Raw genomic sequence first — 26,126 nt, 5'->3', positions numbered from 1 at the left:
TCGTGCTGTTCGTTCGCCATGCTGCGGCTCAGTTGTTCGACGGGAAGCCGAGGTTGATGCCGCCGTGCGACGGGTCGAGCCAGCGGCTCGTGATCGCCTTCTGGCGGGTGAAGAAGCTCACGCCGTCGGCGCCGTACGCCTTGTGGTCACCGAACAGCGAGTTCTTCCAGCCGCCGAACGAGAAGTACGCGACCGGCACGGGGATCGGGACGTTGATGCCGATCATGCCGACCTGCACGTCGCGCTGGAAGCGACGGGCGGCGCCGCCGTCGTTGGTGAAGATGGCGGTCCCGTTGCCGTACGCACCGCTGTTGATGAGCTCGAGGCCCTCTTCGTACGTGGCGACACGGACGACGCTCAGCACCGGGCCGAAGATCTCCTCGGTGTAGACGCGGCTCGTGGTGGGGACCTGGTCGATCAGCGTCGGGCCCAGCCAGAAGCCGTTCTCGTCGCCGTCGGGTCGGACGGTGCGGCCGTCCACCACAACCACCGCACCGTCCTGCTCTGCGACCTCGATGTACGAGGCGACCTTGTCACGGTGCTGCTTCGTGACGAGCGGGCCCATGTCGCATCCGCGACGACCGTCGCCGATGCGCAGGGTGGCCGCGCGGTCCTTGATCTTCTGGATGAGCTCGTCGGCCACCGGCTCGACGGCGACGACGACCGAGATCGCCATGCAGCGCTCACCGGCGGAGCCGAAGCCCGCGTTGATGGCGTTGTCCGCGACCAGGTCGAGGTCGGCATCCGGCAGCACCAGCATGTGGTTCTTCGCGCCGCCCAGGGCCTGCACGCGCTTGCCGTGCTTCGTGCCGGTCTCGTAGACGTACTGCGCGATCGGCGTGGAACCGACGAACGAGATCGACTCGACGTCGGGGCTCGTGAGCAGGCCGTCGACCGAGAGCTTGTCGCCGTTCAGGACGTTGAAGACGCCGTCGGGCAGACCGGCCTCGGAGAACTTCTCGGCGAGCCAGATGGCGGCGCTCGGGTCCTTCTCGGACGGCTTCAGCACGACGGTGTTGCCCGCAGCGATCGCGATCGGCAGGAACCACAGCGGCACCATCGCCGGGAAGTTGAAGGGGCTGATGATGCCCACGACACCGAGCGGCTGCCGGATCGAGTACACGTCGATGCCGGTGCTCACCTGGTCGCTGAACTCGCCCTTGAGCAGGCTCGGGATGTTCGTCGCGAGTTCCACGACCTCCTGCCCGCGGGCGATCTCACCGAGCGCGTCGTCGATGACCTTGCCGTGCTCGCTCGTGATGATCTCGGCGAGCCTCGCCCTTGTCGCGGTTCAGGATCTCGCGGAACGAGAACAGGATCTGCTGGCGCTTGGTGAGCGACAGGTTGCTCCACGCCGGGAACGCCGCCTTGGCGCTCGCGATGGCGGCCTGGATCTCGTCCTCGTTCGCCAGGGCGACCTGCTTCGTCGCGACGCCCAGGGCCGGGTCGTACACCGGCGCCGTCCGCCCCGACGACGACGGGACGCGTGCCCCGCCGATCCAGTGCCCGACGGTGGTGGTGGTGGTGTCGGTGAGCGTCATGCGTTGCTTCCTTCCGAGATGGACGAGTCCATGGTGGTGGCGCCCGCGAGCCGAGCGGCTGGGTCGTGAGCATCTGTGGAGAACCCACCCCGGGCCTCCTGGCTGTGGACGAGACCGGCGGCCACGTCGACCGCGGTGGCGACGTCGCCGTCCGGCGGGTAGAGCAGGGTGCGGCCGACGACCAGACCGCGCACGCCGGGGAGTGCGAGGGCGTCGGCCCACTTCGCGTAGGTCTCGAGCGGGCGCGAAGCCGGGTCGCCACCGAGCAGGAGCGTCGGCAGCGTCGTCGCGGCCATCACCCGCTCCATGTCGTCGACGACCGGGATCTTCAGCCAGCTGTAGGCGCTGGACTCCCCAGGCCCGCGGCGATCGCCATCGAGGTGATGACGGCGTCGGCGGTCAGGTCGTTCACGACCCGGCCGTCCTGCCATGCGGACATGAACGGCTCGAGCATGATCGGCAGCTGGAGCGCGGCGGCCTCGCTGACGGCGCGGGCCGTGGCCTCGAGCGTCGGGGCCGTGCCCGCGTCCTCGAGCGCGATGCGCACCAGGAGCTTGGCGAAGTCGAGTCCGGAGTCCTTGATGGCCTGCGCCGAGTACGCCGTGTAGCGGTCGTCCATCTCGAACGTCGCCCCGCGCAGCCCGCCGCGGTTCATCGACCCGACGACGACCTTGCCGTCGAGGGCGCCGAGCAGTGCCAGGTCCTCGAGGATGTCGGGGGTGCCGAGCACCCCGTCGACGCCGGGGCGACCGAGCGCCGTGACGAGCCGCTCGAGCAGGTCGTAGCGGTCGGCCATCGCGGACTCGTCGTTCCGGACCGCCAGGGCACCGCGTGCCGGGTGGTCGGCGGCGACGATGAAGAGCTTGCCGTCGTCGGCGAGCAGGGAGCGCCTGTGCCGAGCGTCGAGCACGGACCGCACCAGTTCGGGCTGTCCGGCGCGGATGTCCCGGAGGCGCTGGAAGTCAGCGGGGCTGATCTCAGGCATGGGTCTTCTCCTCGGTGTGCGTCGTTCCCTCGGCGGGGTTGTCGGTCAGGAACTGCTCGATCTCGTCGCTCGTGGGCATCGCCGTCGAGCACTCGAACCGGGTCGCGACGATGGCGCCGGCGGCGTTGCAGAAGGCGAGGATCCGCTCGAGGCCCCAGCCCTGCAGCAGGCCGTGGGTCAGCGCGCCGCCGAAGCCGTCGCCCGAGCCGAGCCCGTTGACGACGTCGATGTGGTGCGGCCGGAACTCGACGAACTCGTCGCGGGTCTTCGCCAGCACGCCCTTGGGGCCCTGCTTGACGATGGCGATCTCGACGCCGCGCTCGAGCAGGGCGTCGGCAGCGCGGACCGGGTCGGTCTCACCGACGGCGACCTCGCACTCCTCGCGGTTGCCGACGGCGACCGTGGCGTGCTCGAGGGCGACGGCGACCTCGCGCGTCGCAGCCTCGGGACTCGACCAGAACATCGAGCGGTAGTCCAGGTCCAACACGGTGTGCGTCTTCGTGCTGTTCTGCGCGGCTGTGCGCGCTTCGTACGCGACGTGGTGTGCCTGCCGGCTCGGCTCCTCGCTCAGGCCGGTCACCGTGGTCCAGAAGATCTTCGCGCGCTCGATCTCGTGCAGCGGCAGGGACTTCGCCGTGATCATCAGGTCCGGCGCCTTCGGGGCCCGGTAGAAGTAGAGCGGGAAGTCGTCCGGCGGGAAGACCTCGCAGAACGCGACGGGGGTGTTCAGCCCCTCGACCGTCTCGACGAAGGCGTTCGCGACGCCGAACTCCGGCAGCGTGCGGGCGATGTACCGGCCGAAGGGGTCGTTGCCGGTGCGGGTGATGACCGCGGCGTCGGCCCCGTGGCGCGCTGCGGCGATGGCGACGTTGGTCGCGCTGCCGCCGACGGACTTCGAGAACGTCGTGACGTCTTCGAGCGGGCCGGTCTGCTGCGGGTAGATGTCGACGCTGACGCGTCCCATCGTGATCACGTCGTAGGCGTGGGGAGCGTGGTTCGTCATGCGACGTGGTGGACCTTCCGTGCGGCTTCATCGGCGGACGTTCACGACTGTACACCGTGTTTGCCCTAATGTCATGACATGGTTTCGGGGCTGGTCCCGCCGGGCCCGTGGGCGTGTCGGTGGGCCGGGAGGCCCGGTGTCGGTGGGTCCTGCCAGGGTCACGACATGCAGATCCTCGCCCTGGTCATCGGTCTCGTGATCGGCATCGCCGTCGGTGCGGTCGTCGCCTGGTCGCTCGCGCGGTCGCGCGCCGGCGCCGACGCCGCCGCGTCGCGCGCGAGCGCCGAAGCACTCCGCACGCGGCTCGACGAGGTCCGCCGCGACGCCGAGGAACGCCTCGACGCGCAGGACGCCCAGTACCGCCGACAGGTCGACTCCCTCGAACGGCGCTCGGCCGAGCTCGAGCACCTCGTGCAGCGCATGCACGGCGCCGACTCGGCCCGGAACCAGAACGAGTCGAAGGTGCTCTCCGCCCTCAGCCCCGTCGCGCAGACCCTCGACGTCATGCGCACGAAGATCGCCGAACTCGAGCAGTCCCGCAGCGAGCAGTACGGCGCCCTGTCCGCGCAGCTCCGGTCGGCCGCCGAGTCCGAGGAACGCCTGCGCGCCACGGCCGACACCCTGGCCAGCGCCCTGTCGTCGAACAGCACCCGCGGGGTGTGGGGCGAGACGCAGCTCCGCAACGTGGTCGAGGCCGCCGGTTTGCTCGAACGGGTCGACTTCGACGTGCAGTCCTCGGTCACCACCTCAGCCGGCACCGCCCGGCCCGACATGGTCGTGCACCTGCCCGGCGGCAAGACCATCGCCGTCGACGCCAAGGTGCCGTTCAGCGCCTACCTGCAGGCCGCCGAGATCCCGGCGACCGCCACCGGCGCTGAAGGTGCTCGCCGCGAGGCGCTCATCGGACAGCACGTCAAGGCGCTCCGCGCGCACGTCGATGCCCTGGCCGCGCGCGAGTACTGGACCGGGTACGACGCCTCCCCTGAGCTCACCGTCGCCTTCATCCCGTCCGAGTCGCTCATCTCGAGCGCCCTCGCCGCCGACCCAGGCCTGCTCGACCACGCCTTCCGCAAGCGCATCGCCCTCGCCTCACCCGTGACCCTGTGGTCCGTGCTGAAGACGGTGGCCTTCTCGTGGCAACAGGACGTCGTCTCGCAAGAGGCGCACGAGCTCTTCCGCGTCTCGCGCGAGCTCTACGGGCGGCTGTCCACGATGGCGGGGCACGTCGACAAGCTCGGTCGTTCGATCCGGGGCTCCGTCGTCGACTACAACCGGTTCGTGGGGTCGCTCGAGCGGCAGGTGCTGCCGAGCGCCCGTCGGTTGTCGCTGCTCGACGAGTCGAAGGTGATCGCGGACCCGGCGTCGATCGAGGACGAGCCGCGGTTGCTGACGGCGCCGGAGCTCGTCGGCGTGTCCGACGTGCACGACGTCGACTGACGCGGGGCCTCGCGCGGCACGCGGCACGCGGCACGCGAGCCCGCGCGGACGACGCGCCGCGCGGCGCGCGCCGCGCAACCAAAAGCCGCCCGAACCAGGCGTTTGCGCGGTTCGGGCGGCTTGTGGTCGGGCGGAGTCAGTCCGAACCGCGACTCGCCCGGCCCCGGCGGGCGAACCGCCGCTCAGCGAATCAGCGGATCAGAACCACTTCTCCGCACGGTGGTCCGCCTGGATCCGGCGGATGGTGTTCGAGCGGGACCGCAGCACGAGCGAGTCGGTGTGGATGACGCCGCGCGAGCGGCGGACACCGTCGACCAGCACGCCGTCGGTGACTCCGGTGGCGACGAAGAACGTGTTGTCGCCCGTGACCAGGTCGTCCTGGTCGAGGACCTTGTCCAGGTCGTGCCCTGCGGCGATGGCGCGCTCGCGCTCCTCGTCGTCCTTCGGCTGGAGCTTGCCGAGGATCACGCCGCCGAGCGCCTTGATCGCGCACGCCGTGATGATGCCCTCGGGGGTGCCACCGACGCCGACGCACATGTCGATCGTCGAGCCGGGCAGGGCGGCGGCGATGCCACCGGCGACGTCACCGTCGAGCAGCAGACGCGTGCCGGCACCGGTCGCACGGATCGCGCGGATCAGCTCGTCGTGGCGGGGACGGTCGAGCACGGCCACGACCATGTCCTCGAGGTCCTTGCCCTTGGCCTTCGCCAGCGCACGGATGTTGTCACCGATCGGCTTCTCGAGGTCCAGGACCCCGCGGCCCTCGGGCCCGGCGGCGATCTTGTCCATGTAGAACACGGCGGAGGGGTCGTACATCGAACCGCGGTCCGAGACGGCCATGACGGAGATGGCGTTCTGACGACCGGCGGCGGTGAGCGAGGTGCCGTCGATCGGGTCGACCGCGATGTCGCAGGCCGGGCCGTGACCGTTGCCGACGTGCTCGCCGTTGTAGAGCATCGGGGCGTTGTCCTTCTCGCCCTCACCGATGACGACGACGCCGTCGAAGTTCACCGTGCCGAGGAACTTGCGCATCGCGTCGACCGCAGCGCCGTCGGCGAGGTTCTTCTCGCCGCGCCCGACCCACGGCTGCGCACGGATCGCGGCGGCCTCCGTCGCACGCACGAGCTCGAGGGCCAGGTTGCGGTCGGGCTGGAGGAACAGGGAGCCGGTTTCCGTAGTGGGAGTCACGACCCGAGCTTACCGACCGCCGTCGAGTCACACTCCAGTCCGGCTGACTACGATCGGCGGGGACATCACCGAAGTCGAAGGAGATCCACGTGCCCATCGCAACGCCGGAACAGTACGCCGAGATGATCGAACGCGCGAAGGCGGGCAAGTTCGCGTACCCCGCGGTCAACGTGTCCTCGTCGCAGACCATCAACGCGGTCCTCCAGGGCCTGCAGGAGTCCGGCTCGGACGGCATCCTCCAGGTCACGACGGGCGGTGCCGACTACTTCGCCGGCCAGACGATCAAGAACCGTGCCGCCGGTGCCCTCGCGATGGCGAAGTTCGCCCACGAGGTCGCGAAGAACTACGACATCACGGTCGCGCTGCACACCGACCACTGCCCGAAGGACGCCCTCGACGGCTTCGTCCTGCCGCTCATCGCGGCGAGCGAAGAAGAGGTCCGGCAGGGCCGCAACCCGATCTTCCAGTCGCACATGTGGGACGGCTCGGCGGTGCCGCTCGACGAGAACATCGAGATCGCGAAGACCATGCTGTCGAAGACGCGGAACATCAACGCGATCCTCGAGGTCGAGATCGGCGTCGTCGGCGGCGAAGAGGACGGCGTCGAGCACGAGGGCACGAACGACGCCCTCTACACGACCCCGAACGACGTCGAGCGGGTCGTCGACGCGCTCGGCCTGGGCGACGAGGGGCGCTGGATCGCCGCGCTCACCTTCGGCAACGTGCACGGTGTCTACAAGCCGGGGGCGTCAAGCTCCGCCCCGAGCTCCTCGGCGAGATCCAGGCCTCGGTCGCGGCCAAGCACGGCACGGGCGAGAACCCGCTCGACCTCGTCTTCCACGGCGGCTCCGGCTCGACCGACGACGAGATCCACGAGGCCGTCCGCAACGGCGTCATCAAGATGAACATCGACACGGACACGCAGTACGCGTTCACGCGCTCGATCGCCGACTCGATGTTCCGGAACTACGAGGGCGTCCTGAAGATCGACGGCGAGGTCGGCAACAAGAAGCAGTACGACCCCCGCGCCTGGGGCAAGGTCGCCGAGTCCGCCATGGCGGCTCGCGTGGGCGAGGCCGCGAAGGTGCTCGGCTCCGCCGGTCACACCCAGGGCTGACACCGGGGGCGACTGCCAGGAGGAACGGGGCGCGTCCGACGGACGTGCCCCGTTCTGCATCCGGTCGACTCCACCGCATGCCACGATGGGCGGGTGACCGTCGACGCCATCGCCTCCGAGTTCGCCCAGTTCGTCACCGAGTCGCCCACCGCGTTCCACGCGGCAGCGGCAGCGCGCGACCGCCTCGTCGCAGCCGGGTTCACCGAGCTGTCCGAGCTCGACGCCTGGCCGACCGAACCCGGTGCGTACGTCGTCGTCCGCGACGGTGCGGTCATCGCGTGGCGACTGCCGGAGGGTGCGACGGCGACGACCCCGTTCCGGATCCTCGGCGCACACACCGACTCCCCGGGTTCCGCATCAAGCCGAACCCCGGGGTCCGCACCGGCGGGTGGGAGCAGCTGAACGTCGAGGTCTACGGCGGCGCGCTCCTGTCCACGTGGTTCGACCGCGACCTGCGCATCGCCGGCCGGGTCGTCGACGCCGACGGCAGCGTGCGGCTCGTCAGCACCGACGCCGTCGCCCGCATCCCGAACCTCGCGATCCACCTCGACCGCGGGGTGAACGACGGCAAGGAGATCGACCGCCAGCGCCACACGCTGCCGATCGTCGGCGTGGAAGGCGACGCCGGCGGGACCTCGGCCGTGGAGTGGTTGCGCGCTCGGCTCGGAGACGATGCCGTGTCGTGGGACCTCTTCCTCGCCGACACCCAGCCCCCGCCCGCATCGGTATCGAACGCGAGTTCCTGGCGTCGGGCCGGATGGACAACCTGACGAGCGTGCACGCCGGACTCCGCGGCATCGTGGACGCCCCGGTCGACGGTGACCACATCCCCGTGTTCGCGGCGTTCGACCACGAGGAGATCGGCTCCTCGACCCCGTCCGGTGCCGGTGGCCCGTTCCTCGAGGACGTCCTCGGCCGCGTGCAGGAGGGCCTCGGCGCCTCCCGCTCCGAGGCCGCACGGGCGTTCCGCGCCTCGTGGCTGCTGTCGAGCGACGCCGGCCACCTGGTGCACCCGAACCAGCCGGAGAAGCACGACCCGACGAACCGCCCGCGCCCCGGTGCCGGTCCGCTGCTGAAGATCAGCGCGAACCAGCGCTACATGACCGAGGCGAAGGGCGAGGCCGTCTGGGCCGCCGCGTGCGACACGGCCGGGGTGCCGTGGCAGCCGTTCGTCAACGTGAACACGATCCCCGGCGGCTCGACCATCGGTCCGATCGCCGCGACCCGGCTCGGGATCCCGACGATCGACATCGGCGTCGGGCTGCTGTCGATGCACTCGGTCCGCGAGCTCGTGCACGTCGAGGACCTGGCCTCACTGCACGGTGCCGTCGCCGCCTTCTTGGCCAGCTGAGCCCTGGCCGGCGTCCGCGGACCGGCTGAGCCCTGGCCGGCGTCCGCGGGCCGGCTGAGCCCAGGCCGGCGTCCGCGGGCCGGCGTCCACGGGCCGGGGTGGTCACGACTCCCCGCGCGCGCAGCACCGAGTGGTCACGAACTGTCGGTCACGCCGGTGCCGGACGACACTTCGTGACCGCTCGACGGCGGGGCCGCGGGGTGTTGCGACCACTCGACGCGCGGATGCCGGCGCAGCGCGCAGCCCGGCGCCGCGAGCACCCCGGCGCCGCGAGCAGCCCGGCGGTCAGGAGGTCAGGCGCCGGCCTGGCGCATCATGAACTCGACGAACTGCGGGTCCTGGAACACCACGACGACGAACGCGATGGTGCTCACGAACGTGGCCACGACCGCGCCGACGATCGGTACCCAGAACGTGCGCTTGCGTGCACGGAGCCGGCGGATCGACCACCACGCCACGAGCGCGAAGACCACGACGTTCGTGATCGCTCCGATGACCGCGGCACCGCTCAGTGCACTCGGGTCGTTCAGCGCCGTGTACTGCGTCTCGAGGGTCCGACGCACCGTCGACGCGACGTTGGTCACCGCGAGGGACTGCACCACGGAGATGAGTCCGAAGGCGAGCAGCCCCACCGTCAGGACGAAGTCGGCGGGCGTGCGTCCGAACCGGCTCGTCGACGCGGAACGCTGCGGCCCGCCGGTGGCCGGGTCTCCTGCTGCGCCGGGTCGGCCCGGAGGCACGGTGCCGGTCGGCGCACCGGCACCGGACCGGTACGCGGTCGCGCTGTCCTGCCCGGCCTGGCTCGCCGCCTGCTGGCGGCGGTCGCGCTCCTGCTGCTCGCGCTCCTGACGTTCCTGTTCGACCAGGACCGGGTTGACCCATCCCTCGGGTGCGTACTCGCCGTACGCGGGGGCGGGTCGGCCGTGGACCCGGCCGCTCGCGGCACCGGCGGCCGTCGTCGGGGACGTGCCCCGGGCCTCCTGGCCGGCTGCCGCCGTGTCGTCGACGTGACCCGGCTCGCGCTGCGGCACCGAGCCCCAGCCGTCCGCGCCGCTCATGCCCGACGCCCGCCGAGCGCGCGCGTCGGGTTGCCCGACGCGTCGGTGCGGAGCTCCTTCGGGAGCGAGAACATCAGGTCTTCGTGTGCGGTCACGACTTCTTCCACGGCGCCGTACCCGGCGTCGGCGAGTTGTTCGAGGACCTCGGCGACGAGCTCTTCGGGGACGGACGCACCGCTCGTGACACCGACGGTGGCGACGCCGTCGAGCCACTCCTGGCGGATCTCCTCGGCGTAGTCGACGCGGTGCGCGGCCTTCGCCCCGTGCTCCAGGGCGACCTCGACCAGACGGACACTGTTGGACGAGTTCGCGGAGCCGACGACGATCACCAGGTCGGTGCCCGGGGCGACCTTCTTGATCGCGACCTGGCGGTTCTGGGTGGCGTAGCAGATGTCGTCGGACGGCGGGTTCGCGATCGTGGGGTACTTCTCGCGCAGCAGGCGGACGGTCTCCATCGTCTCGTCGACGCTCAGCGTGGTCTGCGACAGCCAGACGAGGTTGTCGGGGTCGGGGACGTCGAGCGCGGCGACGTCGTCCGGTCCGTTGACGAGGATCGTGCGGTCGGGGGCGTGTCCCATCGTGCCCTCGACCTCTTCGTGGCCGGTGTGCCCGATCAGGATGATGGTGCGCTCCGCCTTGGCGAACCGGGTGGCCTCGCGGTGGACCTTGGTGACCAGGGGGCAGGTGGCGTCGATGGCGTGCAGGTCGCGGTCGGCGGCACCGGCGACGACGGCCGGCGAGACGCCGTGGGCGCTGAAGACGACGTGCGAACCGCGCGGGACCTCGGCGACGTCGTCGACGAACACCGCACCGCGCTGCTCGAGCGTCGACACGACGTGGACGTTGTGGACGATCTGCTTGCGGACGTAGACGGGCTCGCCGTACTGCTCGAGCGCTTTCTCGACCGCGACCACCGCTCGGTCCACCCCGGCGCAGTAGCCGCGTGGTGCCGCGAGCAGCACCTTCTTCGGACCGGCGACCGGCTCGTCACGCAGTCGCCCACGCGCCGCGTGCACACGCGGAGGGGCGAGCGGGACCGTGTGGCCGTTGGTGATCGTCACGTCCCCGATGATAGGTGAGCGGGACGCGCGCGACCTGGGCGCGGGCACCGTCGGTGGAGAACCCACCGCGCGCCCGCTGTCACCGGTGTCGGGCACGATGGACGTCCCGCACGAGAAGGAGCGACATGGCGATCGAACAGGGCCCGCCGACGGCCGACAACCCGTGGCCGGTCGCGCTCCTCGGCGCGAAGCTCCGCGACTGGATCGACCGCCTCGGCACCGCGTGGATCGAGGGCGAGATCACGCAGTGGAACGTCGCGGGCGGCAACGTCTACGGCAAGCTCAAGGACGTCGAGGTCGATGCGACGGTGTCGTTCTCGATCTGGTCGAGCGTGCGGTCCCGGGTGCCGGCGGACATCAAGCAGGGCGACCGGGTCGTCGCGGCCGTCAAGCCGAACTACTGGGTCAAGGGCGGCTCGCTCACCATGCAGGTCGTCGAGATGAAGCACGTCGGCCTCGGGGACCTGCTCGAACGGCTCGAACGCCTGCGCCGCACCCTGGGCGAAGAGGGACTGTTCGACCCCGCACGCAAGAAGCGGCTGCCGTTCCTGCCGCACCGCATCGGCCTGATCACGGGCAAGGACTCCGACGCCGAGAAGGACGTCAAGCGCAACGCGCAGCTCCGGTGGCCGCAGGTCGAGTTCCGCACCGTCCACACCGCGGTGCAGGGCGAGCGCACCGTGGGCGAGGTCACGGCGGCGATCCTCGAGCTCGACGCCGACCCGACGGTGGACGTCATCATCATCGCCCGTGGCGGCGGCGACTTCCAGAACCTGCTCGGCTTCAGCGACGAAGGGCTCGTCCGCGCAGCAGCAGCGGCGAGCACCCCGATCGTGTCGGCCATCGGGCACGAGGCGGACCGTCCCATCCTCGACGAGGTCGCGGACCTCCGCGCCTCCACCCCCACCGACGCCGCCAAGCGCGTCGTGCCCGACGTCGCGGAAGAACTCGCGAACGTCCGGCAGGCCCGTGCCCGCATCGGCCTGCGGTTGTCGCAGACGCTCGCGGTCGAGGCCGACCGGATCGCCGCGCTCCGGTCGCGCCCGGCGCTCGCGTCCACGGCGTGGCTCGTCGACACCCGTGCGGAAGAGGTCGCCCGCGACCTCTCCCGATCGCGGGAGCTGCTCGACCGTCGGCTCGAGCGGGGCCACTCCGAGGTCGGGCACCTGACCGCCAGGCTCCGTGCACTGTCCCCGCGCGACACCCTGCGCCGCGGCTACGCGATCGTGCAGCGGGCCGACGGCGGCGTGGTGCGGTCGTCCGACGACCTGACCGGGCAGACGCCGGTACACGTCACGCTCGGCGCGGGGACGGCGACCGGAACGCTCGAGCCGGACGGACCGGGTCCGGACGGTGCGGGTTCGGCCGGGTCGGGTTCGGCCGGGTCGGGTCCCGCCGGCTCGGGTCAGGCCGCCTGACACGTCGGGGTCGCCGACGGTCTGCTCACCAGCCGCGGTCGCGCAGCCAGGCCGTCGCCAGTGTGCTCCACGCCTCGGCCGGCCCGAGACCCTCGGCGAGCCCGATGCCGTGCACCCCGCGCTCGAACACGTGCAGGTCGAACGGCACCCCGTGCCGCGCCAGCGCGTGTGCGTAGGACAGCGAGTGCGTCACCGGTACGTGCTCGTCCTCGGCCGTGTGCCAGAGGAAGGTCGGCGGAGTCCGGTCGTCGACGAGCAGGTCCGCGTCGACCGCGGACCGCTCGCGGACGCTCGCGCCCGGTCCGAGCAGGTTGTCGGCGCTGCCGACGTGCGGGTGGTCCGTCATCGACGTCACCGGGTAGCAGAGCACCGTCAGGTCGGGTCGGTCGTCGACGTCCGACACGGCGCGCTCGGCCGGCGTCGGTGCGTTCGACACGAGGGCCGCCAGGTGCCCGCCTGCCGACGAACCGATCACGACGATCCGCGGATCGGACGGGAGGCCCGCCCAGCGTCCGGCACGCAGGTCGCGGACGAGCGCTCGGGTCGCCACCACGGCGTCCGGGTGGCGGTGCGGGGCGAGCGGGTACGCGAAGACGACCGCGTCGACACCGATCCCGTTCAGCCAGCGGGCGTACCCCTCACCCTCGTGCGGAGCGTGCATGCCGTACCCGCCCCCGGGCAGGACGACCGCGAGCGAGGGGCGGTCCGGCCGCCCGTCGCGATCCGCGCTCGTTCCGTGCGGTGCCGGGTACCAGTCCACGCCCTCGGGGAGATCCGTCATGGCGCGACCCTACCGGCCGGTGTTCTCCCCAGGCGCAGCGGGCACGTCGGTCAGTCGGTGGACGCTCGGTAGGATCGAGTCGTGCCATCCCAGCAGGAACCCGAGCAGACCGACGTCCAGTCGCTGAGCTACGAAGCAGCCCGCGACGAACTCGTGCGCGTCGTGAGCGAGCTCGAACAGGGCTCTGCGACCCTCGAGCGCTCGCTGTCGCTCTGGGAACGCGGCGAAGCCCTGGCCGCCCGCTGCGAAGAGTGGCTCGTCGGCGCCCGGGCCCGGCTCGACGCGGCCCGTGCGGCCAGCAGTGCCGAGGACGGCTCCAGCCGATGACCGACGCGAACGGTCGCCCGATCGTCGCCGAGCTCGGCCGCCCCGAGACGGCAGAGGAGACCTGGGCGCGCAAGGACGCCGCACGCACCGCTCGCCGCCAGCACCAGACGGCCTTCAACCTCGTGATCGCGCTGATCGCGTCGCTCGGCATCGTGCTGTTCCTCGTCGCCGTGGTCGTGCGGCCGAACACCACGGTCGACCGCACCGTCGACTACCAGCAGATCGCGGCCGACGCCCACGTCGGTGACATCACCCTCGCCGCCCCCGACCTGCCGAGTGGCTTCACGTCGAACCGGGCCGACTTCTCCGACAAGACCTCGGACGACGTCGACGTCTGGACCGTCGGGTTCGTGACGCCGGACAAGCAGTACCTCAGCCTGCAGCAGGGCGTGGCCGCCAACGGCTCGTGGGTGTCGAACCAGCTCGACCAGCGACCGTCGACCGGCACGCGCGTCATCGACGGCACGAAGTGGACCGTCTACGACCGACGGGCCGAGGGCTCCGACGCCGGCAACCACGCGTACTCGCTCGTGTCGACGTTCGGCACCAACACGATCGTGCTCTCCGGCACCGCCGACGACTCGTCGTACCGCACCGTGGCCACGGCCGTGACCAAGCAGTTCTCGCAGTAGCGACCGCCAGACGGATCCTGCCGGACACCCCGCAGCCCGACCACTCGACCTGATCCGACCCGATCCGAGGAGCCCCATGCCCGACCGCGCCGCCTCCACCCCGTCCGACGCCCTGCGCCTGCTGGTCGACGGCAACGCCCGCTTCGCCGCCGACAAGCGCCGCATGGGTCGCACGGACCCCGACCGCCGCACCGAGCTCCAGGGCTCGCAGGCGCCGTTCGCGACCGTCCTCGGCTGCTCCGACTCGCGCGTGCCGTTCGAGCACGTGTTCGATGCGGGCATCGGTGACCTCTTCGCCATCCGCAACGCCGGGCAGATCGTCGACGACGTCGTGCTCGGGTCGATCGAGTTCGCGGTCGTCGCGCTGGGCACTCCGCTCGTCGTCGTCCTGCGCCACACCCGGTGCGGTGCCGTCGCTGCCGCCCGCTCGGGTGAGCCGGTCCCCGCGCCGCACCTGCAGGCCCTGGTCGACGCCATCGCCCCGAGCGTCGAGAAGGTCCGTGCCACCGACGCCGAGCTCCGCAGGAGGCGATCGGCGCCGCCCACCTCGAGGCCACGCTCCGCCAGGTGCTCGAGCGCTCCGGTGCCGTCTCCGACGCGATCGCCGAGGGCCGGCTGGCCGTCGTCGGCGCGACCTACGACCTCGGCACGGGCGAGGTCACCATCGACACGGTGGTCGGCAACGCCTGACGCCCCCGCGGCGCCGCACCCACACGTCCCACATCCGTCGCACCGGTACAGTCGAACGAGACGCCCGGCGCCGGTTCCGTGACCCACGGAGACCTCGTGCGGCGGCGCAGTCCCCTGACGCGACCGCGTCCGGCGAGCACCCCAGGAAGGACCACGACGACGTGACCGACACCACCGAGACCGAGTTCCGCATCGAGCACGACACCATGGGCGAGGTGCGGGTGCCGAAGTCGGCGTTGTACCGCGCCCAGACCCAGCGCGCGGTCGAGAACTTCCCCATCTCGGGCACCGGGCTCGAGTCGGCCCAGATCGTGGCGCTCGCCCGCATCAAGCGCGCCGCGGCGATCGTGAACGGCGAGCTCGGCATCGTCGAACCCGCCGTCGCCGACGCCATCGCCGGCGCAGCAGACCTGATCATCGGCGGGCAGCACCACGACCAGTTCCCGGTCGACGTGTACCAGACCGGCAGCGGCACCTCGTCGAACATGAACATGAACGAGGTCCTGGCCACGCTGGCGTCGGACATCGGCGGCACCGCGGTGCACCCGAACGACCACGTCAACGCCTCGCAGTCGTCGAACGACGTGTTCCCGACCTCGGTGCACATCGCCGTCACCGAAGCCCTGCTGCGCTCCTCGTCCCCGCGCTCGAGCACCTCGCCGAGTCCCTCGAGGCCAAGGCGACGCTGTGGGCCGACGCCGTGAAGTCCGGCCGCACGCACCTCATGGACGCCACCCCGGTCACCCTCGGCCAGGAGTTCGGCGGCTACGCACGCCAGATCCGCCTGGGCATCGAGCGGGTCACCGCGACGCTCCCCGCGTCGCCGAGGTCCCGCTCGGCGGCACCGCCGTCGGCACCGGCATCAACACCCCGAACGGCTTCCCGCAGCGGGTCATCGCCCAGCTCGCGAGCGACACCGACCTGCCGATCACCGAAGCCGTCGACCACTTCGAGGCCCAGGGCGCGCGCGACGCACTGGTCGAGGCCTCCGGGGCCCTCAAGGTGCTCGCGGTCAGCCTGACGAAGATCAACAACGACCTGCGCTGGATGGGGTCGGGCCCGAACACCGGGCTCGGCGAACTGCACATCCCCGACCTGCAGCCGGGCTCGTCGATCATGCCCGGCAAGGTCAACCCGGTCATCCCCGAGGCGACCCTGATGGTGGGCGCGCGGGTCATCGGCAACGACGCCACCATCGCCTGGGCAGGTGCGTCCGGTGCGTTCGAGCTCAACGTCGCGATCCCGGTCATGGGCACGGCACTGCTCGAGTCGATCCGCCTGCTGGCGAACAGCTCGCGGGTGCTGGCCGACAAGACCATCGACGGGCTGCAGGCGAACCTCGAGCGGGCCCGGGCCTTCGCCGAGTCGTCGCCGTCGATCGTCACCCCGCTCAACCGGGTCATCGGCTACGAGGCCGCCGCGAAGGTCGCGAAGTACGCCGTCGCCGAGGGCATCACCGTCCGCCAGGCCGTCGTGGCGCTCGGACACGTCGAGCGTGGCGAGGTCACCGAGGAGCAGCTCGACGCCGCACTGGACGTCCTGTCCATGACCCACCCGAACTGAGCTCTCCGCACTGAGCCCTCAGCGCTGTCCCTTCGGCAAAGCGACAGATCTCCGCGAACCGTTCGCGGAGATCTGTCGCTTTCGCGTGTGGGGAACAGCCGGGCGCTAGACCAGGTCGGGCGAGTCCAGCAGGTCCGTCACGAGGGCGGCGATCGCGGAGCGCTCCGACCGGGTCAGTGTGACGTGGGCGAACAGCGGGTGGCCCTTCAGCCGCTCGATGACGCTCGCGATGCCGTCGTGCCGTCCGACCCGGAGGTTGTCGCGCTGCGCGACGTCGTGGGTGAGCACCACGCGGGAGTTCTGCCCGATGCGGGAGAGCATCGTGAGCAGCACGTTCCGTTCGAGCGACTGGGCCTCGTCCACGATCACGAACGCGTCGTGCAGGGACCGACCGCGGATGTGCGTGAGCGGAAGGACCTCGATCAGGCCGCGTTCGACGACCTCGTCGAGGACGTTGTCGGACACCACCGAGCCGAGGGTGTCGTAGACCGCCTGCGCCCAGGGGTTCATCTTCTCGCCGGCGTCGCCCGGCAGGAACCCGAGGTCCTGGCCACCTACGGCGTACAGCGGCCGGAACACCATGATCTTCTTGTGCTGCTGTCGTTCGAGGACCGCTTCGAGCCCGGCGCACAGGGCCAACGCGGACTTGCCCGTACCGGCGCTGCCACCCAGGGACACGATGCCGATCTCGGAGTCGAGCAGGGCGTCGATCGCGAGCCGCTGCTCGGCGGACCGGCCGCGGAGCCCGAAGACCTCACGGTCGCCGCGGACCAGGGCGACGGAACCGGCGGTGTGCACGCGACCGAGGGCCGAACCGCGCTCGGAGTGGATGACGACACCGGTGTTGACCGGCACGCCGTCGAGCTGGACGGAGCGGATCTCCTCCTTCTCGTACAGGTCGGCCATCTGCTCGCCGGACACCTGCAGGTCGGCGATGCCCGTGTAGCCGGAGTCGACGGCGAGCTCGGCGCGGTACTCCTCGGCTGCCATGCCGATCGACGACGCCTTGACGCGCAGGGGCAGGTCCTTCGACACGACCACCACGTCGAGCCCGTCGTTCTGCAGGTTCGAGGCGACGGCGAGGATGCGGGAGTCGTTGTCGCCGAGCTGCAGCCCGGACGGCAGGACGGACTGGTTGGAGTGGTTCAGCTCGACGCGGAAGGAACCGCCGTCACCGAGCGCGATCGGGAAGTCGAGCCGTTCGTGTTCGATGCGCATCTCGTCCAGCAGCCGCAGCGCCTGCCGCGCGAAGTACCCGATCTCCGGGTCGTTGCGCTTCGACTCGAGTTCGCTGACGACCACCACGGGCAGGACCACCGCGTGCTCGGCGAAGCGGAACAACGCCCGCGGATCGCTGAGGAGCACCGATGTGTCGAGCACGTACGTGCGCTGGGCGACCGATGTGGACGAGTCCGCGGTGTGCTGGTGCTGGGTTCCGCGAGAGACGTTCTGAGAGGTCACGACCACTCCATCCCCGGGCCGCGAGCAGCCCGGTCCATGTCCTCGAACGCGGCCGTGGAGCGGGTCCCGAAGCACCGACTGTGGCCGCTTCGATCGGGCGCGGTGCCCGATGGGGACAACGTACGTCCGCCCTCCGACACCCCGCCAGCGACACGCGGTTTCCGGCGTTACGGTCACGTGAACAACGTGACACCGGCAGTCGACCGGTCACGAGCTGTCGGCTGCGGACGTGCCGCCCGACAGACGGCGACCAGCCGGCGGACGTGCGCGGTGCGTCGTGACCGCTCGCGGGTGGCGGACGGGAGGCCCGAGGCAGCCTGGCACCGCGCCTCCAGGCTGCCCGCTGGTCGCGACTCGTCGCGCGGACGGCGTCGAGTGGTCACCAGCTGTCGGCTGCGACCGCGCGAGCCGACAGGTCGTGACCACTCGACGGAGGGGAGGCCCGTGGCGGCGCCGCCCCGCGCCTCCCGTCCGCCGGTGGAGCGCGCGCTACTGCAGCGTGGCGTACGAGACGCAGGCGTCCCGGAACATGTCCAGCGTCTCGTCCGTCGTCGAGGCGAACACCGACACTCGCGCGACGCCGAGCCGCGTCGTCGCGGTCACGCCGTGGTTGTGCAGCGCCGCGGACAGCGCGGTCAGGCGCCCCTCGGCCGGCCGCAGCACGACGATGCCGGCGCGCTCGCGCGGGTCGCGGCTGGACTCGACCTCGAGCCCGAACTCGTCCGCGATGGCGAACACGCGCTCGACGCGCTCGGTGACGCGCTCCTGCACGGCGGCGACACCGACGGCGGTCAGCCGGTCCAGCGACACCGCGAGGCGCGCCTGCGCGATGGGGTCGATGCGGGTCATCTGGTACCCGGCGGCACCCGGGCGCACGGCGGGGACGTCCACGGGCCAGCCGGTGGTGCCGTGCGGGCCGGACAGGGCCGGACGCAGGCGGTTCAGGGCACGGTCGCTGAAGGCGGTGAAGCCCGTGCCCCAGCCGGCGTGCAGCCACTTCTGGCCGCCGGTCGCGACGACGTCCGCGATCTCGTAGGGCGCGTCGACGACCCCGAAGCCCTGGATCGCGTCGAGGATCAGCAGGCGGTCGCCGATGACCTCGCGGATGCCGGCGAGGTCGGCCAGGTAGCCGGTGCGCCAGTCGACCAGCGACACCGCCACGGCCGTCACGTCGTCGGTCAGGCGCTCCTGGATGAGCGAGGGCGTCATCCACCCGGCACCGGACTCGATGACGACCGGCTGGACGCGGCCGCCGGTCGCCGAGGCGGCGCTCGCCAGTGCGAGCGGCAGCGAGGGGTACTCGTCGGCCGACACCAGCACGCCGCCGGTCAGGCCGAAGGCGGTGTGGAGCAGGCCGGGCGTCGTCGCGGTCTGCGAGACGACCTGGTCCTCGCGGCGACCGACCAAGCGGGCGGCGACCGTTCGGACGCGGGCGTCCTGCTCGTCGAGGGTCTCCATGGCGCCGAAGCGCATGTGCTCCTGGATCGTGCCGAGCACGCGCTGCTCCTCGAGCACGGCGGTCTGCACGGGGCCGAACGCAGCGTGGTCGAGGTAGCCGGGGTCCTCGGAGAAGCCGGCGGCGTACTCGTCGATGTTCACAGGGGTGCACCTTTCACAGTGTCGAACCCTGAGAGCCTACTGGGACGGGGCTGCCGCGGCCGACGCGACGCGGGACCTGGCCAGCCAGCTCGTCAGCGTCAGTCGGGTCCCGGAGGCAGCCGCCTCAGCCGCCTCAGCCGCCTCAGCCGCCGAAGCGTCGCGACCGGAGCCCGAAGTCGCGGACGGCGCGCAGGAAGTCGACCTCGCGCAGGTCGGGGTAGAGCGCCTCGACGAAGTAGAACTCGCTGTGCGCGCTCTGCCAGAGCATGAAGTCGGACAGTCGCTGCTCGCCCGAGGTCCGGATCACCAGGTCGGGGTCGGGCTGGCCCTGCGTGTACAGGTGGTCGCCGATGAGCTCGGGGGTCAGGACCTCGGCCAGGGTGTCGATCGTGCCGCCACCCGCGCCGTGCGACTCCACGATGCTGCGCATGGCGTCGGCGATCTCGCGGCGTCCGCCGTACCCGACGGCCAGGTTGATGTGGAGTCCGGTGCGGCCGGCGGTGCGCTCCTCGGCCTGCGCGAGCGCGGACACGAGCGAGTCGGGCAGGCCCTCGTTCGACCCGACGTGCTGGACGCGCCAGTCCGTGGTGTCCGCGAGCACCCCGGCCAGGTCGCCGATGATCCCGACGAGCTCACTGAGTTCCGCTCCGGCACGACCGGTCAGGTTGTCGGCGGAGAGCAGGTAGAGCGTCACGACCTCGATGCCGAGCTCGTCGCACCAGGTCAGGAACTCGGGGATCTTCGCGGCGCCTGCGCGGTGGCCGTGCGCGGCGGACTCGAGCCCGAGCTGCTTCGCCCACCGACGGTTGCCGTCGACGATCATGGCGACGTGCTTCGGCTTCGCGCTGCCCTCGATCTGGCGGCGGATGCGGCTCTGGTAGGCGCGGTAGAGGATCCCTCGTCCTGCCCATCCCACCCTGCCGGTCACGCACCGAGCGTAGTGCACCGTCGGTCGGAGCGTCCCGAGTGCGGCTCCCCCAGGACTCGTGGCATCCGTTCGGGCGCGGGGCTTACAGTCGGCACATGCAGGACGAGCACGAGACCGCCACCCTCCCCCACGTCCCGTTCACCGAAGAAGCCGCGACGACCACGGAGGACACCCGCCCCGCCTGGCGCGGGTGGATCCACCTCGGCGCGTTCCCGTTCGCCATCGCGATGGGCATCGTCCTCATCGCCCTGGCGGACAGCACCGCGGCGAAGGTCGGCAGCGCGGTGTTCATGGCCACGTCGCTCGCCATGTTCGGGGTCTCCGCGACGTACCACCGGTTCCCGTGGGGGCCGACCGTCAAGGCGGTGCTCAAGCGCATCGACCATACGAACATCCTGCTGCTCATCGCCGGCACCTACACACCGATCGCGATCTGCGCCCTGCCGCACACCCTGATGGTGGTCGTGCTCTGGGTGATGTGGTCCGGCGCCGCCCTCGGCATCGCGTTCCGGGTGCTGTGGATCAACGCGCCCCGGTGGCTCTACGTGCCGATCTACCTGGTGCTCGGGTGCGCGGCGCTCGGGCTGCTGCCGCAGTTCTTCGCGGCGAGCGTCCCGATGACCGTGCTCATCCTGTCCGGGGGCGTCGCGTACATCATCGGCGCGCTCGTCTACGGCTTCAAGCGGCCGAACCCGGTGCCCACCCAGTTCGGCTTCCACGAGGTGTTCCACGCCCTGACGGTCGTGGCCTTCGGCGCGCAGTGGGTCGGCGTGCTCATCGTCGCCCTGGACCCGGTGCGCTGACCGTCCGTCGCACGTTCCTTCCCAGAACGGTTGCGATGCCTGGTCGTTCCGGGCGTACTCACCCGAAACTTCCGACCAGGTACGCCCGATCCGATCAGGTACGCCCGGATCCGGCAGGCGCGCGGGTGCGGGTCAACCGCGTTCGGTGTCGTCCCCGACGTCGGCTCGGCCGTCCTCGGCCGCACGCCGCTCCGACTCGTCCGTCGCCGGACCGTCGACGGCGGTGCCGTTCGCCTCTGCCTCGAGACGCTCGCGGATCTCCGACCGGTAGCGCGTCCGCCGGATGCGCCGGGTCATGTCGACGACCAGGACGATCGTCGCGACGGCCACGAGCGCGATGGCGATGAACCCGACGACACCGGGGGTGACGTTCACGTCCGGCACGACGCTGGGGCTGGGACTGGGGGTGGCGGCGAGTGCCGCCGCGATGGAGCTCACGGGGTCGGTTCCTTGTCGGCAGGGATCCCGGCGAACAGATCGGTCTCCGGGAGCTCGGTCGGCACGCGGGCCTCCACGAGCTGGTAGTCCTCAGTCGGCCACACCGTGGCCAGGAGGTCGTTCGGCCAGTAGAAGAACGCACTGTCCGGAGCCACCTGGCTGGCATGGGCACGGAGCGCGGCATCGCGCTGGTCGAAGTACTCGTGCACGTCGACGTGCGTGGTGGCGAGGTCGGGCCGGTCGGCGAACCGCTCGACCCATTCGCGCAGCTGCTCGATCGCGGGGCTGTCCGGGTCGCGGTCCTGCAGCGCCTCGAAGATCGTCCGGAAGCGGCGCGGGTTCATCGTGCGCTCGTAGTAGAGCTTCGCGATCGACCACGGTTCGCCGGCCGCGGGGTACGCAGCGGGGTCGGCCGCGGCGCTCCACGCGGCGACGGACACCTCGTGCGTGCGGATGTGGTCGGGGTGCGGGTAGCCACCGTTCTCGTCGTAGGTGACGAGCACGTGCGGACGGAACCGGCGGATCACCCGGACGAGCGCCTCGGTGCTGTACTCGAGCGGCACGGTCGAGAACGTGCCGGGTCGGACGGTCTCGCCCTTCTCGGCGTCGGGCAGCCCGGAGTCGTGGTAGCCGAGCCACAGGTGGTCGATGCCGAGGGCCGCCTGTGCGGCGGCCATCTCTCCGCGGCGGTACCCGGCCATGTCGCGGTGCGCGCGGCTCGTCGCGGGCTCGCCGAGCTGGTCGTTGAGGATGTCGCCGGCCTCGCCCCCGGTGCAGGACACGACCAGCACCTCGTGCCCTTCGGCCACGTACTTCGCCGCGGTCGCCGCCCCCTTGCTCGACTCGTCGTCGGGGTGGGCGTGGACGGCCAGCAAGCGGTACGGCACGGGACTTCCTCACGTGGGTGAGCGTGGGCGAGCGGAGGACGAGCGGGGACGGGAAGTGCACAGCGACGCGTGAACTACCCTGGGATCAGGATAATCACCCCGGGAGCCCCGAACTGTCCGAACAGCACCACACCGCCACCCTCGACGACCGCTACGGCCGCACCCCGGCCCGCGCGCGCCGCAGCAAGGCCGTCGCGATCACCGCCGCCATCGCCGTGGTCGTGGTCTTCGCCGCCTGGGTGATCTGGGCGGGTCTCGACCAGTCCGACCGCGGCCTGACCGACGACGTCGTGGGGTACGAGGTCCTCTCCCAGCACAGCACGGTCGTGCACTCGCAGGTCTCCGTCGACCCGGGGTCCGCGCGAAGTGCGCCGTCCAGGTCCTCGACAAGAGCTACTCGATCGTGGGCTGGAAGGAGATCACCCTCGCTCCGTCCGAGCAGCGCACCCGCAGTGTCAGCACCGAGGTGACGACCACGACCCGTGGCGTCACCGGCTTGATCCACGACTGCTGGATTCCCTAGACTGTCCTGATTCGCCTCTCGAGACCGACCACTCGGCCGGTCTCGTTTTTCATGGTCGAAGGGACAGAAGATGAGCAACGACACGCAGGTCACCTGGCTGACCCAGGAGGCGCACGACCGTCTCCAGGCGGAGCTCGACGAGCTGAGCGGCGAGGGCCGTGCCGAGATCGCGCGCCGCATCGAGGCCGCTCGCGAAGAGGGCGACCTCAAGGAGAACGGCGGCTACCACGCCGCCAAGGACGAGCAGGGCAAGATCGAGGCGCGCATCCGCGTCCTCACGAACCTCCTCAAGCACGCGACCGTCAGCGAAGCCGTCTTCGACGGCACGGTCGAGCCCGGCACCGTCGTCACCGCGGTCATCGCGGGCGACGAGTCGACGTTCCTGGTCGGCAGCCGCGAGATCGTCGCCGAGGGCTCCGACCTGACGGTCTACAGCCCGGTCAGCCCCGTCGGCGCGGCGATCGTCGGCCTCAAGGCCGGCGACGAAGCCACCTACACGGCGCCGAACGGCAAGGAGATCGCGGTCGAGGTCGTCAAGATCGAGCGCTACGAGCCGTAGGCAGCACCTCAGTCGGACAGGAGGCCCGGGGCGACACCGCCACGGGCCTCCTGTCCGTCTGTCGGTCGCGTCCACGGCCCCGCTCGCCGGGGCGCACCACGGATGCGACGGGACACGCGTCGAAGAACTCGTGGATCGTCGCGGGGCTAGTGCTCGAGGAGCTCCGGGCGGAAGCCGACCTCGTGCAGGCGCTGGATGACCTCCTGCGCGTGCTCGGGGCCGCGCGCCTCGATCGACAGGTCGAGGGCCACCTCGTTGATGACCAGGCCCTGTCCGTGGCGGGTGTGCAGGACCTCGACCACGTTCGCGCCGGCGTCCGAGATCACCTGGGCGACCCGGGCGAGCTGGCCCGGACGGTCCGGCAGCATGATGCGGATGCCGATGTAGCGCGACGCGGCGACCAGACCGCGGGTGATCACGCGCTCCATCATGAGCGGGTCGATGTTGCCGCCGCTCAGCAGCACGACGGTGCGCCCGGTGTCGCGGACGGCGCCCGACATGATCGCGGCGACGCCGACGGCGCCGGCGGCCTCGACCACGAGCTTCGCGCGCTCGAGCAGCACGAGCAGGGCGCGGGCGGTGTCGTCGTCGGAGACCGTGACGATGTCGTCGACCAGGTCGCGGATGATCGGGAAGTTCAGGTCGCCGGGGCGGGCGACCGCGATGCCGTCGGCGATCGTCGGTGTGGTCGTGATCGTGACGGGCTCGCCGGCGCGGATCGACGACGGGTAGGCAGCGGCGTTCTCGGCCTGCACCCCGATGACCTTGATCGGTCGTCCGAGCCGCTCGGCCATGCCCTTGACGGCGAGGGCGATGCCGGAGATGACCCCGCCGCCGCCGATCGGCACGACGACGGTGTCCAGGTCGGGTACCTGGTCGATGATCTCGAGGCCGAGGGTCCCCTGGCCGGCGATGACGGCGGGGTGGTCGAACGGCGGGATGAAGACCGCTCCGGTGTGCGCGGCGAAGTCCTTGGCGGCGCTCAGGGCTTCTTCCACCGAGTGGCCCCGCAGGACGACCTCGGCGCCGTAGTGGCGGGTGGCCTGCAGCTTCGGCAGCGCCACGCCGACCGGGGTGAAGATCGTCGCCGGGATGCCGAGCTCGCGGGCGGCCAGGGCGACGCCCTGGGCGTGGTTGCCGGCGCTGGCCGCGACGACGCCCTTGGCGCGCTGTTCCTCGGACAGGGTCGACAGACGGTTGTACGCGCCGCGGACCTTATAGGCACCGGTGCGCTGCAGGTTCTCGCACTTCAGGTGCACGGGCGACCCGAGCAGTTCGGCCAGGAACTGCGAGGTCTCCATCGGGGTGACGCGCGCGACGCCCGAGATGGTCTCCCGCGCCGTCTCGATGTCCGCGAGGGTGGGGATCGCGGCGAGCGTGTGCTGGGAGGCGCTGGTGTCGGTCACTCCCCCATCATCGTCGTTCCGGGCGTCCGCGGCGAACCCGTGACACGAGGGATCGTTCAGCGTCAGCCTGCCGTTCCCTTGACCGCGGTCGGCTGCTCGTCGGTGCCGGGCTTCGGGACGTCACCGCGCGCGCGCGCAGCTTGAGGATCTTGCGCCGACGCTTGGTCCGGACGTTCTCGTCGTGCGCGTCCTGCTTGGCCTCGCGCACGTGGTCGGAGTCCATCGTCTTCCACCGGCCGCTCGAGATGGTCGTGACCATGGAGTTGACGGTGGCGATGAGCGGGACGGCGAAGAACGCGCCCGCGATGCCCGCGAGCCCCGACGCCGCAGTGACCCCGAGGACGACGGCGAGCGGGTGCACCTTGACGGCGCTGCCCATGACGAGCGGCTGCAGGATGTGCCCCTCGACCTGCTGCACGACGAGGATCACACCGAGCATGACGACCGCCGCGACCGGGCCGTTGAAGACCAGGGCGACGAACACCGCCAGGAACCCGGTGACGATCGCACCGACGACCGGGATGAACGACCCGAGGAACACGAAGACCGCGATCGGTACGACGAGCGGCAGCTGCAGGAAGAACGCACCGAGGCCGATGCCGACCGCGTCGACGAACGCGACGAAGATCTGCACCCGGATGAAGCTCGTCAACGTCGTCCAACCGGCGACCCCGGCGCCGTCGATCGCGCTGCGGGCGTTCTTCGGGAAGAGCCGGACCGTCCAGCGCCAGACGTTCTTGCCGTCGATGAGCAGGAAGATCACCGTGAAGATGACGATGAACAGGCCCGTGAGGATGTGCGTCAGCGACGACCCCGCACTGGCCACACCGGACAGGATCGAGCCGGAGTTGCTCTGCAGCCAGTCCGTCGCCTGGTTGAGGTAGGAGTTCAGGTCCTTCTGGCTGATCCCGAGCCCGGACCCGAGCACGAAGTCGCGGATGTTGTCGTACTGCGACAGGGTGCGGTCGCGGAGCGATGGGTACGCGGCGGCGATCTGGTCGACGACGAGCCAGATGAGCGCCCCGACGGCGGCGAGCCCACCGACCAGGCTGACGATGACCGCGAGCCACTTCGGCACGTGGTGGCGCTGCATCCAGTTCGACAGCGGCACCAGGAGCGCGGCGACGACGATGCCGATGAGGAACGGGATGAGGATCTCGCTGAACAGCGTCACCAGGTAGATGACCACCGCGACGACGCCGACCACGACGAGGATCCGCCACGACCACGCACCGGCGATCCGCATGCCGGGCGGCACCGCGTCATCGACGACGACAGGATCCGTGTGTGGTGTCTTCTTTCCCCAGGCCATGGGCCGATCCTAGCGATCCGCTCGTCGTCGCGTTCCAGATACGGCATACGTTCCGACG

At 71.0% G+C, this 26,126-nt stretch carries 19 protein-coding genes and 6 pseudogenes; 11 read left to right on the top strand and 14 right to left on the bottom strand.

The window, feature by feature from the left end:
- Window positions 1-28: 28 nt before the first annotated feature.
- The 3 genes and pseudogenes from JN350_RS07340 to iolC all read right to left on the bottom strand — a co-directional run bounded on the left by JN350_RS07340 (window position 29) and on the right by iolC (window position 3,529).
- Window positions 29-1,541 (bottom strand): annotated as a pseudogene (locus JN350_RS07340) (CoA-acylating methylmalonate-semialdehyde dehydrogenase).
- Window positions 1,538-2,526: pseudogene (locus JN350_RS07335) on the bottom strand (class I fructose-bisphosphate aldolase). Before JN350_RS07335 ends, JN350_RS07340 begins: the two co-directional pseudogenes overlap by 4 nt.
- Window positions 2,519-3,529: a 5-dehydro-2-deoxygluconokinase gene (gene iolC, locus JN350_RS07330; RefSeq protein WP_205464087.1), complete on the bottom strand. Its 1,011-nt coding sequence runs from the start codon at window positions 3,527-3,529 to the stop codon at window positions 2,519-2,521. The pseudogene JN350_RS07335 and the gene iolC overlap by 8 nt, the downstream one beginning before the upstream one ends.
- A gap of 165 nt (window positions 3,530-3,694) precedes the next feature.
- Between iolC and JN350_RS07325 the strand changes: the two genes are divergently transcribed.
- A complete protein-coding gene (locus tag JN350_RS07325; protein WP_205464086.1) occupies window positions 3,695-4,966 on the top strand; it encodes a DNA recombination protein RmuC in 1,272 nt (423 codons plus the stop codon).
- Between the two features lie 198 nt (window positions 4,967-5,164).
- Here the strand turns inward: JN350_RS07325 and glpX are convergent, their stop codons facing one another.
- Window positions 5,165-6,154 (bottom strand): class II fructose-bisphosphatase, encoded by a 990-nt coding sequence (gene glpX / locus JN350_RS07320; protein WP_017886722.1) that lies wholly within the window; start codon window positions 6,152-6,154, stop codon window positions 5,165-5,167.
- An 89-nt stretch (window positions 6,155-6,243) separates the two neighbouring features.
- Between glpX and fbaA the strand changes: the two are divergent.
- A pseudogene (gene fbaA / locus JN350_RS07315) lies at window positions 6,244-7,271 on the top strand (class II fructose-bisphosphate aldolase).
- Window positions 7,272-7,364: 93 nt separating this feature from the next.
- Window positions 7,365-8,622: pseudogene (locus JN350_RS07310) on the top strand (M18 family aminopeptidase).
- Window positions 8,623-8,915: 293 nt separating this feature from the next.
- On the opposite strand, the gene JN350_RS07305 reads toward JN350_RS07310, so the two are convergent.
- On the bottom strand, window positions 8,916-9,680 hold the full coding sequence (locus tag JN350_RS07305) for a DUF6264 family protein (protein WP_205464085.1): 765 nt from the start codon (window positions 9,678-9,680) through the stop codon (window positions 8,916-8,918).
- Entirely contained in the window at window positions 9,677-10,741 is a 1,065-nt protein-coding gene (locus tag JN350_RS07300) for a 4-hydroxy-3-methylbut-2-enyl diphosphate reductase (protein WP_374102062.1), read from the bottom strand. The genes JN350_RS07305 and JN350_RS07300 overlap by 4 nt, the downstream gene beginning before the upstream one ends.
- A gap of 125 nt (window positions 10,742-10,866) precedes the next feature.
- On the opposite strand from JN350_RS07300, the gene xseA reads away from it, so the two are divergent.
- On the top strand, window positions 10,867-12,159 hold the full coding sequence (xseA, locus tag JN350_RS07295; protein ID WP_205464084.1) for an exodeoxyribonuclease VII large subunit: 1,293 nt from the start codon (window positions 10,867-10,869) through the stop codon (window positions 12,157-12,159).
- Window positions 12,160-12,184: 25 nt separating this feature from the next.
- Here the strand turns inward: xseA and JN350_RS07290 are convergent, their stop codons facing one another.
- Window positions 12,185-12,940, bottom strand: coding sequence for an alpha/beta hydrolase (locus tag JN350_RS07290; RefSeq protein WP_205464083.1), 756 nt, complete (start codon window positions 12,938-12,940; stop codon window positions 12,185-12,187).
- Window positions 12,941-13,021: 81 nt separating this feature from the next.
- On the opposite strand from JN350_RS07290, the gene JN350_RS07285 reads away from it, so the two are divergent.
- The 4 genes and pseudogenes from JN350_RS07285 to JN350_RS07270 all read left to right on the top strand — a co-directional run bounded on the left by JN350_RS07285 (window position 13,022) and on the right by JN350_RS07270 (window position 16,152).
- On the top strand, window positions 13,022-13,267 hold the full coding sequence (locus JN350_RS07285; RefSeq protein WP_194652321.1) for an exodeoxyribonuclease VII small subunit: 246 nt from the start codon (window positions 13,022-13,024) through the stop codon (window positions 13,265-13,267).
- Window positions 13,264-13,899, top strand: a complete 636-nt coding sequence (locus JN350_RS07280) for a DUF4245 domain-containing protein (RefSeq protein WP_205464082.1) — start codon at window positions 13,264-13,266, stop codon at window positions 13,897-13,899. The genes JN350_RS07285 and JN350_RS07280 overlap by 4 nt, the downstream gene beginning before the upstream one ends.
- A gap of 76 nt (window positions 13,900-13,975) precedes the next feature.
- A complete protein-coding gene (locus JN350_RS07275) occupies window positions 13,976-14,671 on the top strand; it encodes a carbonic anhydrase (protein WP_205464081.1) in 696 nt (231 codons plus the stop codon).
- Between the two features lie 124 nt (window positions 14,672-14,795).
- Window positions 14,796-16,152 (top strand): annotated as a pseudogene (locus tag JN350_RS07270) (class II fumarate hydratase).
- Window positions 16,153-16,257: 105 nt separating this feature from the next.
- Here the strand turns inward: JN350_RS07270 and JN350_RS07265 are convergent.
- The 3 genes from JN350_RS07265 to JN350_RS07255 all read right to left on the bottom strand — a co-directional run bounded on the left by JN350_RS07265 (window position 16,258) and on the right by JN350_RS07255 (window position 20,140).
- Window positions 16,258-17,619, bottom strand: coding sequence for a PhoH family protein (locus JN350_RS07265; protein ID WP_181437469.1), 1,362 nt, complete (start codon window positions 17,617-17,619; stop codon window positions 16,258-16,260).
- A 483-nt stretch (window positions 17,620-18,102) separates the two neighbouring features.
- Window positions 18,103-19,212: an aminotransferase class V-fold PLP-dependent enzyme gene (locus JN350_RS07260; RefSeq protein WP_111084809.1), complete on the bottom strand. Its 1,110-nt coding sequence runs from the start codon at window positions 19,210-19,212 to the stop codon at window positions 18,103-18,105.
- A gap of 142 nt (window positions 19,213-19,354) precedes the next feature.
- Window positions 19,355-20,140, bottom strand: coding sequence for an isoprenyl transferase (locus JN350_RS07255; protein WP_173170760.1), 786 nt, complete (start codon window positions 20,138-20,140; stop codon window positions 19,355-19,357).
- Between the two features lie 95 nt (window positions 20,141-20,235).
- Here JN350_RS07255 and trhA point away from each other — a divergent pair, with 95 nt between their 5' ends.
- Window positions 20,236-20,943 (top strand): PAQR family membrane homeostasis protein TrhA, encoded by a 708-nt coding sequence (gene trhA, locus JN350_RS07250; protein WP_123294746.1) that lies wholly within the window; start codon window positions 20,236-20,238, stop codon window positions 20,941-20,943.
- 132 nt (window positions 20,944-21,075) lie between these two features.
- On the opposite strand, the gene JN350_RS07245 is transcribed toward trhA, so the two are convergent.
- Both JN350_RS07245 and mca read right to left on the bottom strand, forming a co-directional pair.
- The gene (locus tag JN350_RS07245) at window positions 21,076-21,381 is read right to left on the bottom strand and encodes a hypothetical protein (protein ID WP_111084812.1); all 306 of its coding nucleotides are present in this window, start codon (window positions 21,379-21,381) and stop codon (window positions 21,076-21,078) included.
- Window positions 21,378-22,268: a mycothiol conjugate amidase Mca gene (mca, locus tag JN350_RS07240; RefSeq protein ID WP_205464080.1), complete on the bottom strand. Its 891-nt coding sequence runs from the start codon at window positions 22,266-22,268 to the stop codon at window positions 21,378-21,380. Before mca ends, JN350_RS07245 begins: the two co-directional genes overlap by 4 nt.
- A 17-nt stretch (window positions 22,269-22,285) precedes the next feature.
- Between mca and JN350_RS19125 the strand changes: the two are divergent.
- Window positions 22,286-22,791 (top strand): annotated as a pseudogene (locus JN350_RS19125) (DUF4307 domain-containing protein).
- Window positions 22,792-22,861: 70 nt separating this feature from the next.
- Window positions 22,862-23,350, top strand: a complete 489-nt coding sequence (gene greA / locus JN350_RS07230) for a transcription elongation factor GreA (protein WP_123673031.1) — start codon at window positions 22,862-22,864, stop codon at window positions 23,348-23,350.
- A 146-nt stretch (window positions 23,351-23,496) separates the two neighbouring features.
- On the opposite strand, the gene ilvA is transcribed toward greA, so the two are convergent.
- Window positions 23,497-24,756, bottom strand: coding sequence for a threonine ammonia-lyase (gene ilvA / locus JN350_RS07225; RefSeq protein WP_205464079.1), 1,260 nt, complete (start codon window positions 24,754-24,756; stop codon window positions 23,497-23,499).
- Window positions 24,757-24,763: 7 nt separating this feature from the next.
- Window positions 24,764-26,068 (bottom strand): AI-2E family transporter, encoded by a 1,305-nt coding sequence (locus JN350_RS07220; RefSeq protein ID WP_240347603.1) that lies wholly within the window; start codon window positions 26,066-26,068, stop codon window positions 24,764-24,766.
- Window positions 26,069-26,126: the final 58 nt, after the last annotated feature.

It is taken from the genome of Curtobacterium sp. 24E2 (assembly GCF_016925595.1).
Lineage (GTDB): Bacteria > Actinomycetota > Actinomycetes > Actinomycetales > Microbacteriaceae > Curtobacterium.
The sequence above is the reverse complement of the archived record's forward strand: the minus strand, read 5'-3'. Positions and strand labels throughout refer to the sequence as shown.

What these genes read in the sequence shown, in the direction of transcription:
- iolC (WP_205464087.1), bottom strand. Translation starts at nt 3,529, where the DNA reads ATGACGAACCACGCTCCCCACGCCTACGACGTGATCACGATGGGACGC.
- JN350_RS07325 (WP_205464086.1), top strand. Translation starts at nt 3,695, where the DNA reads ATGCAGATCCTCGCCCTGGTCATCGGTCTCGTGATCGGCATCGCCGTC.
- JN350_RS07305 (WP_205464085.1), bottom strand. Translation starts at nt 9,680, where the DNA reads ATGAGCGGCGCGGACGGCTGGGGCTCGGTGCCGCAGCGCGAGCCGGGT.
- xseA (WP_205464084.1), top strand. Translation starts at nt 10,867, where the DNA reads ATGGCGATCGAACAGGGCCCGCCGACGGCCGACAACCCGTGGCCGGTC.
- JN350_RS07290 (WP_205464083.1), bottom strand. Translation starts at nt 12,940, where the DNA reads ATGACGGATCTCCCCGAGGGCGTGGACTGGTACCCGGCACCGCACGGA.
- JN350_RS07280 (WP_205464082.1), top strand. Translation starts at nt 13,264, where the DNA reads ATGACCGACGCGAACGGTCGCCCGATCGTCGCCGAGCTCGGCCGCCCC.
- JN350_RS07275 (WP_205464081.1), top strand. Translation starts at nt 13,976, where the DNA reads ATGCCCGACCGCGCCGCCTCCACCCCGTCCGACGCCCTGCGCCTGCTG.
- trhA (WP_123294746.1), top strand. Translation starts at nt 20,236, where the DNA reads ATGCAGGACGAGCACGAGACCGCCACCCTCCCCCACGTCCCGTTCACC.
- greA (WP_123673031.1), top strand. Translation starts at nt 22,862, where the DNA reads ATGAGCAACGACACGCAGGTCACCTGGCTGACCCAGGAGGCGCACGAC.
- JN350_RS07220 (WP_240347603.1), bottom strand. Translation starts at nt 26,068, where the DNA reads ATGGCCTGGGGAAAGAAGACACCACACACGGATCCTGTCGTCGTCGAT.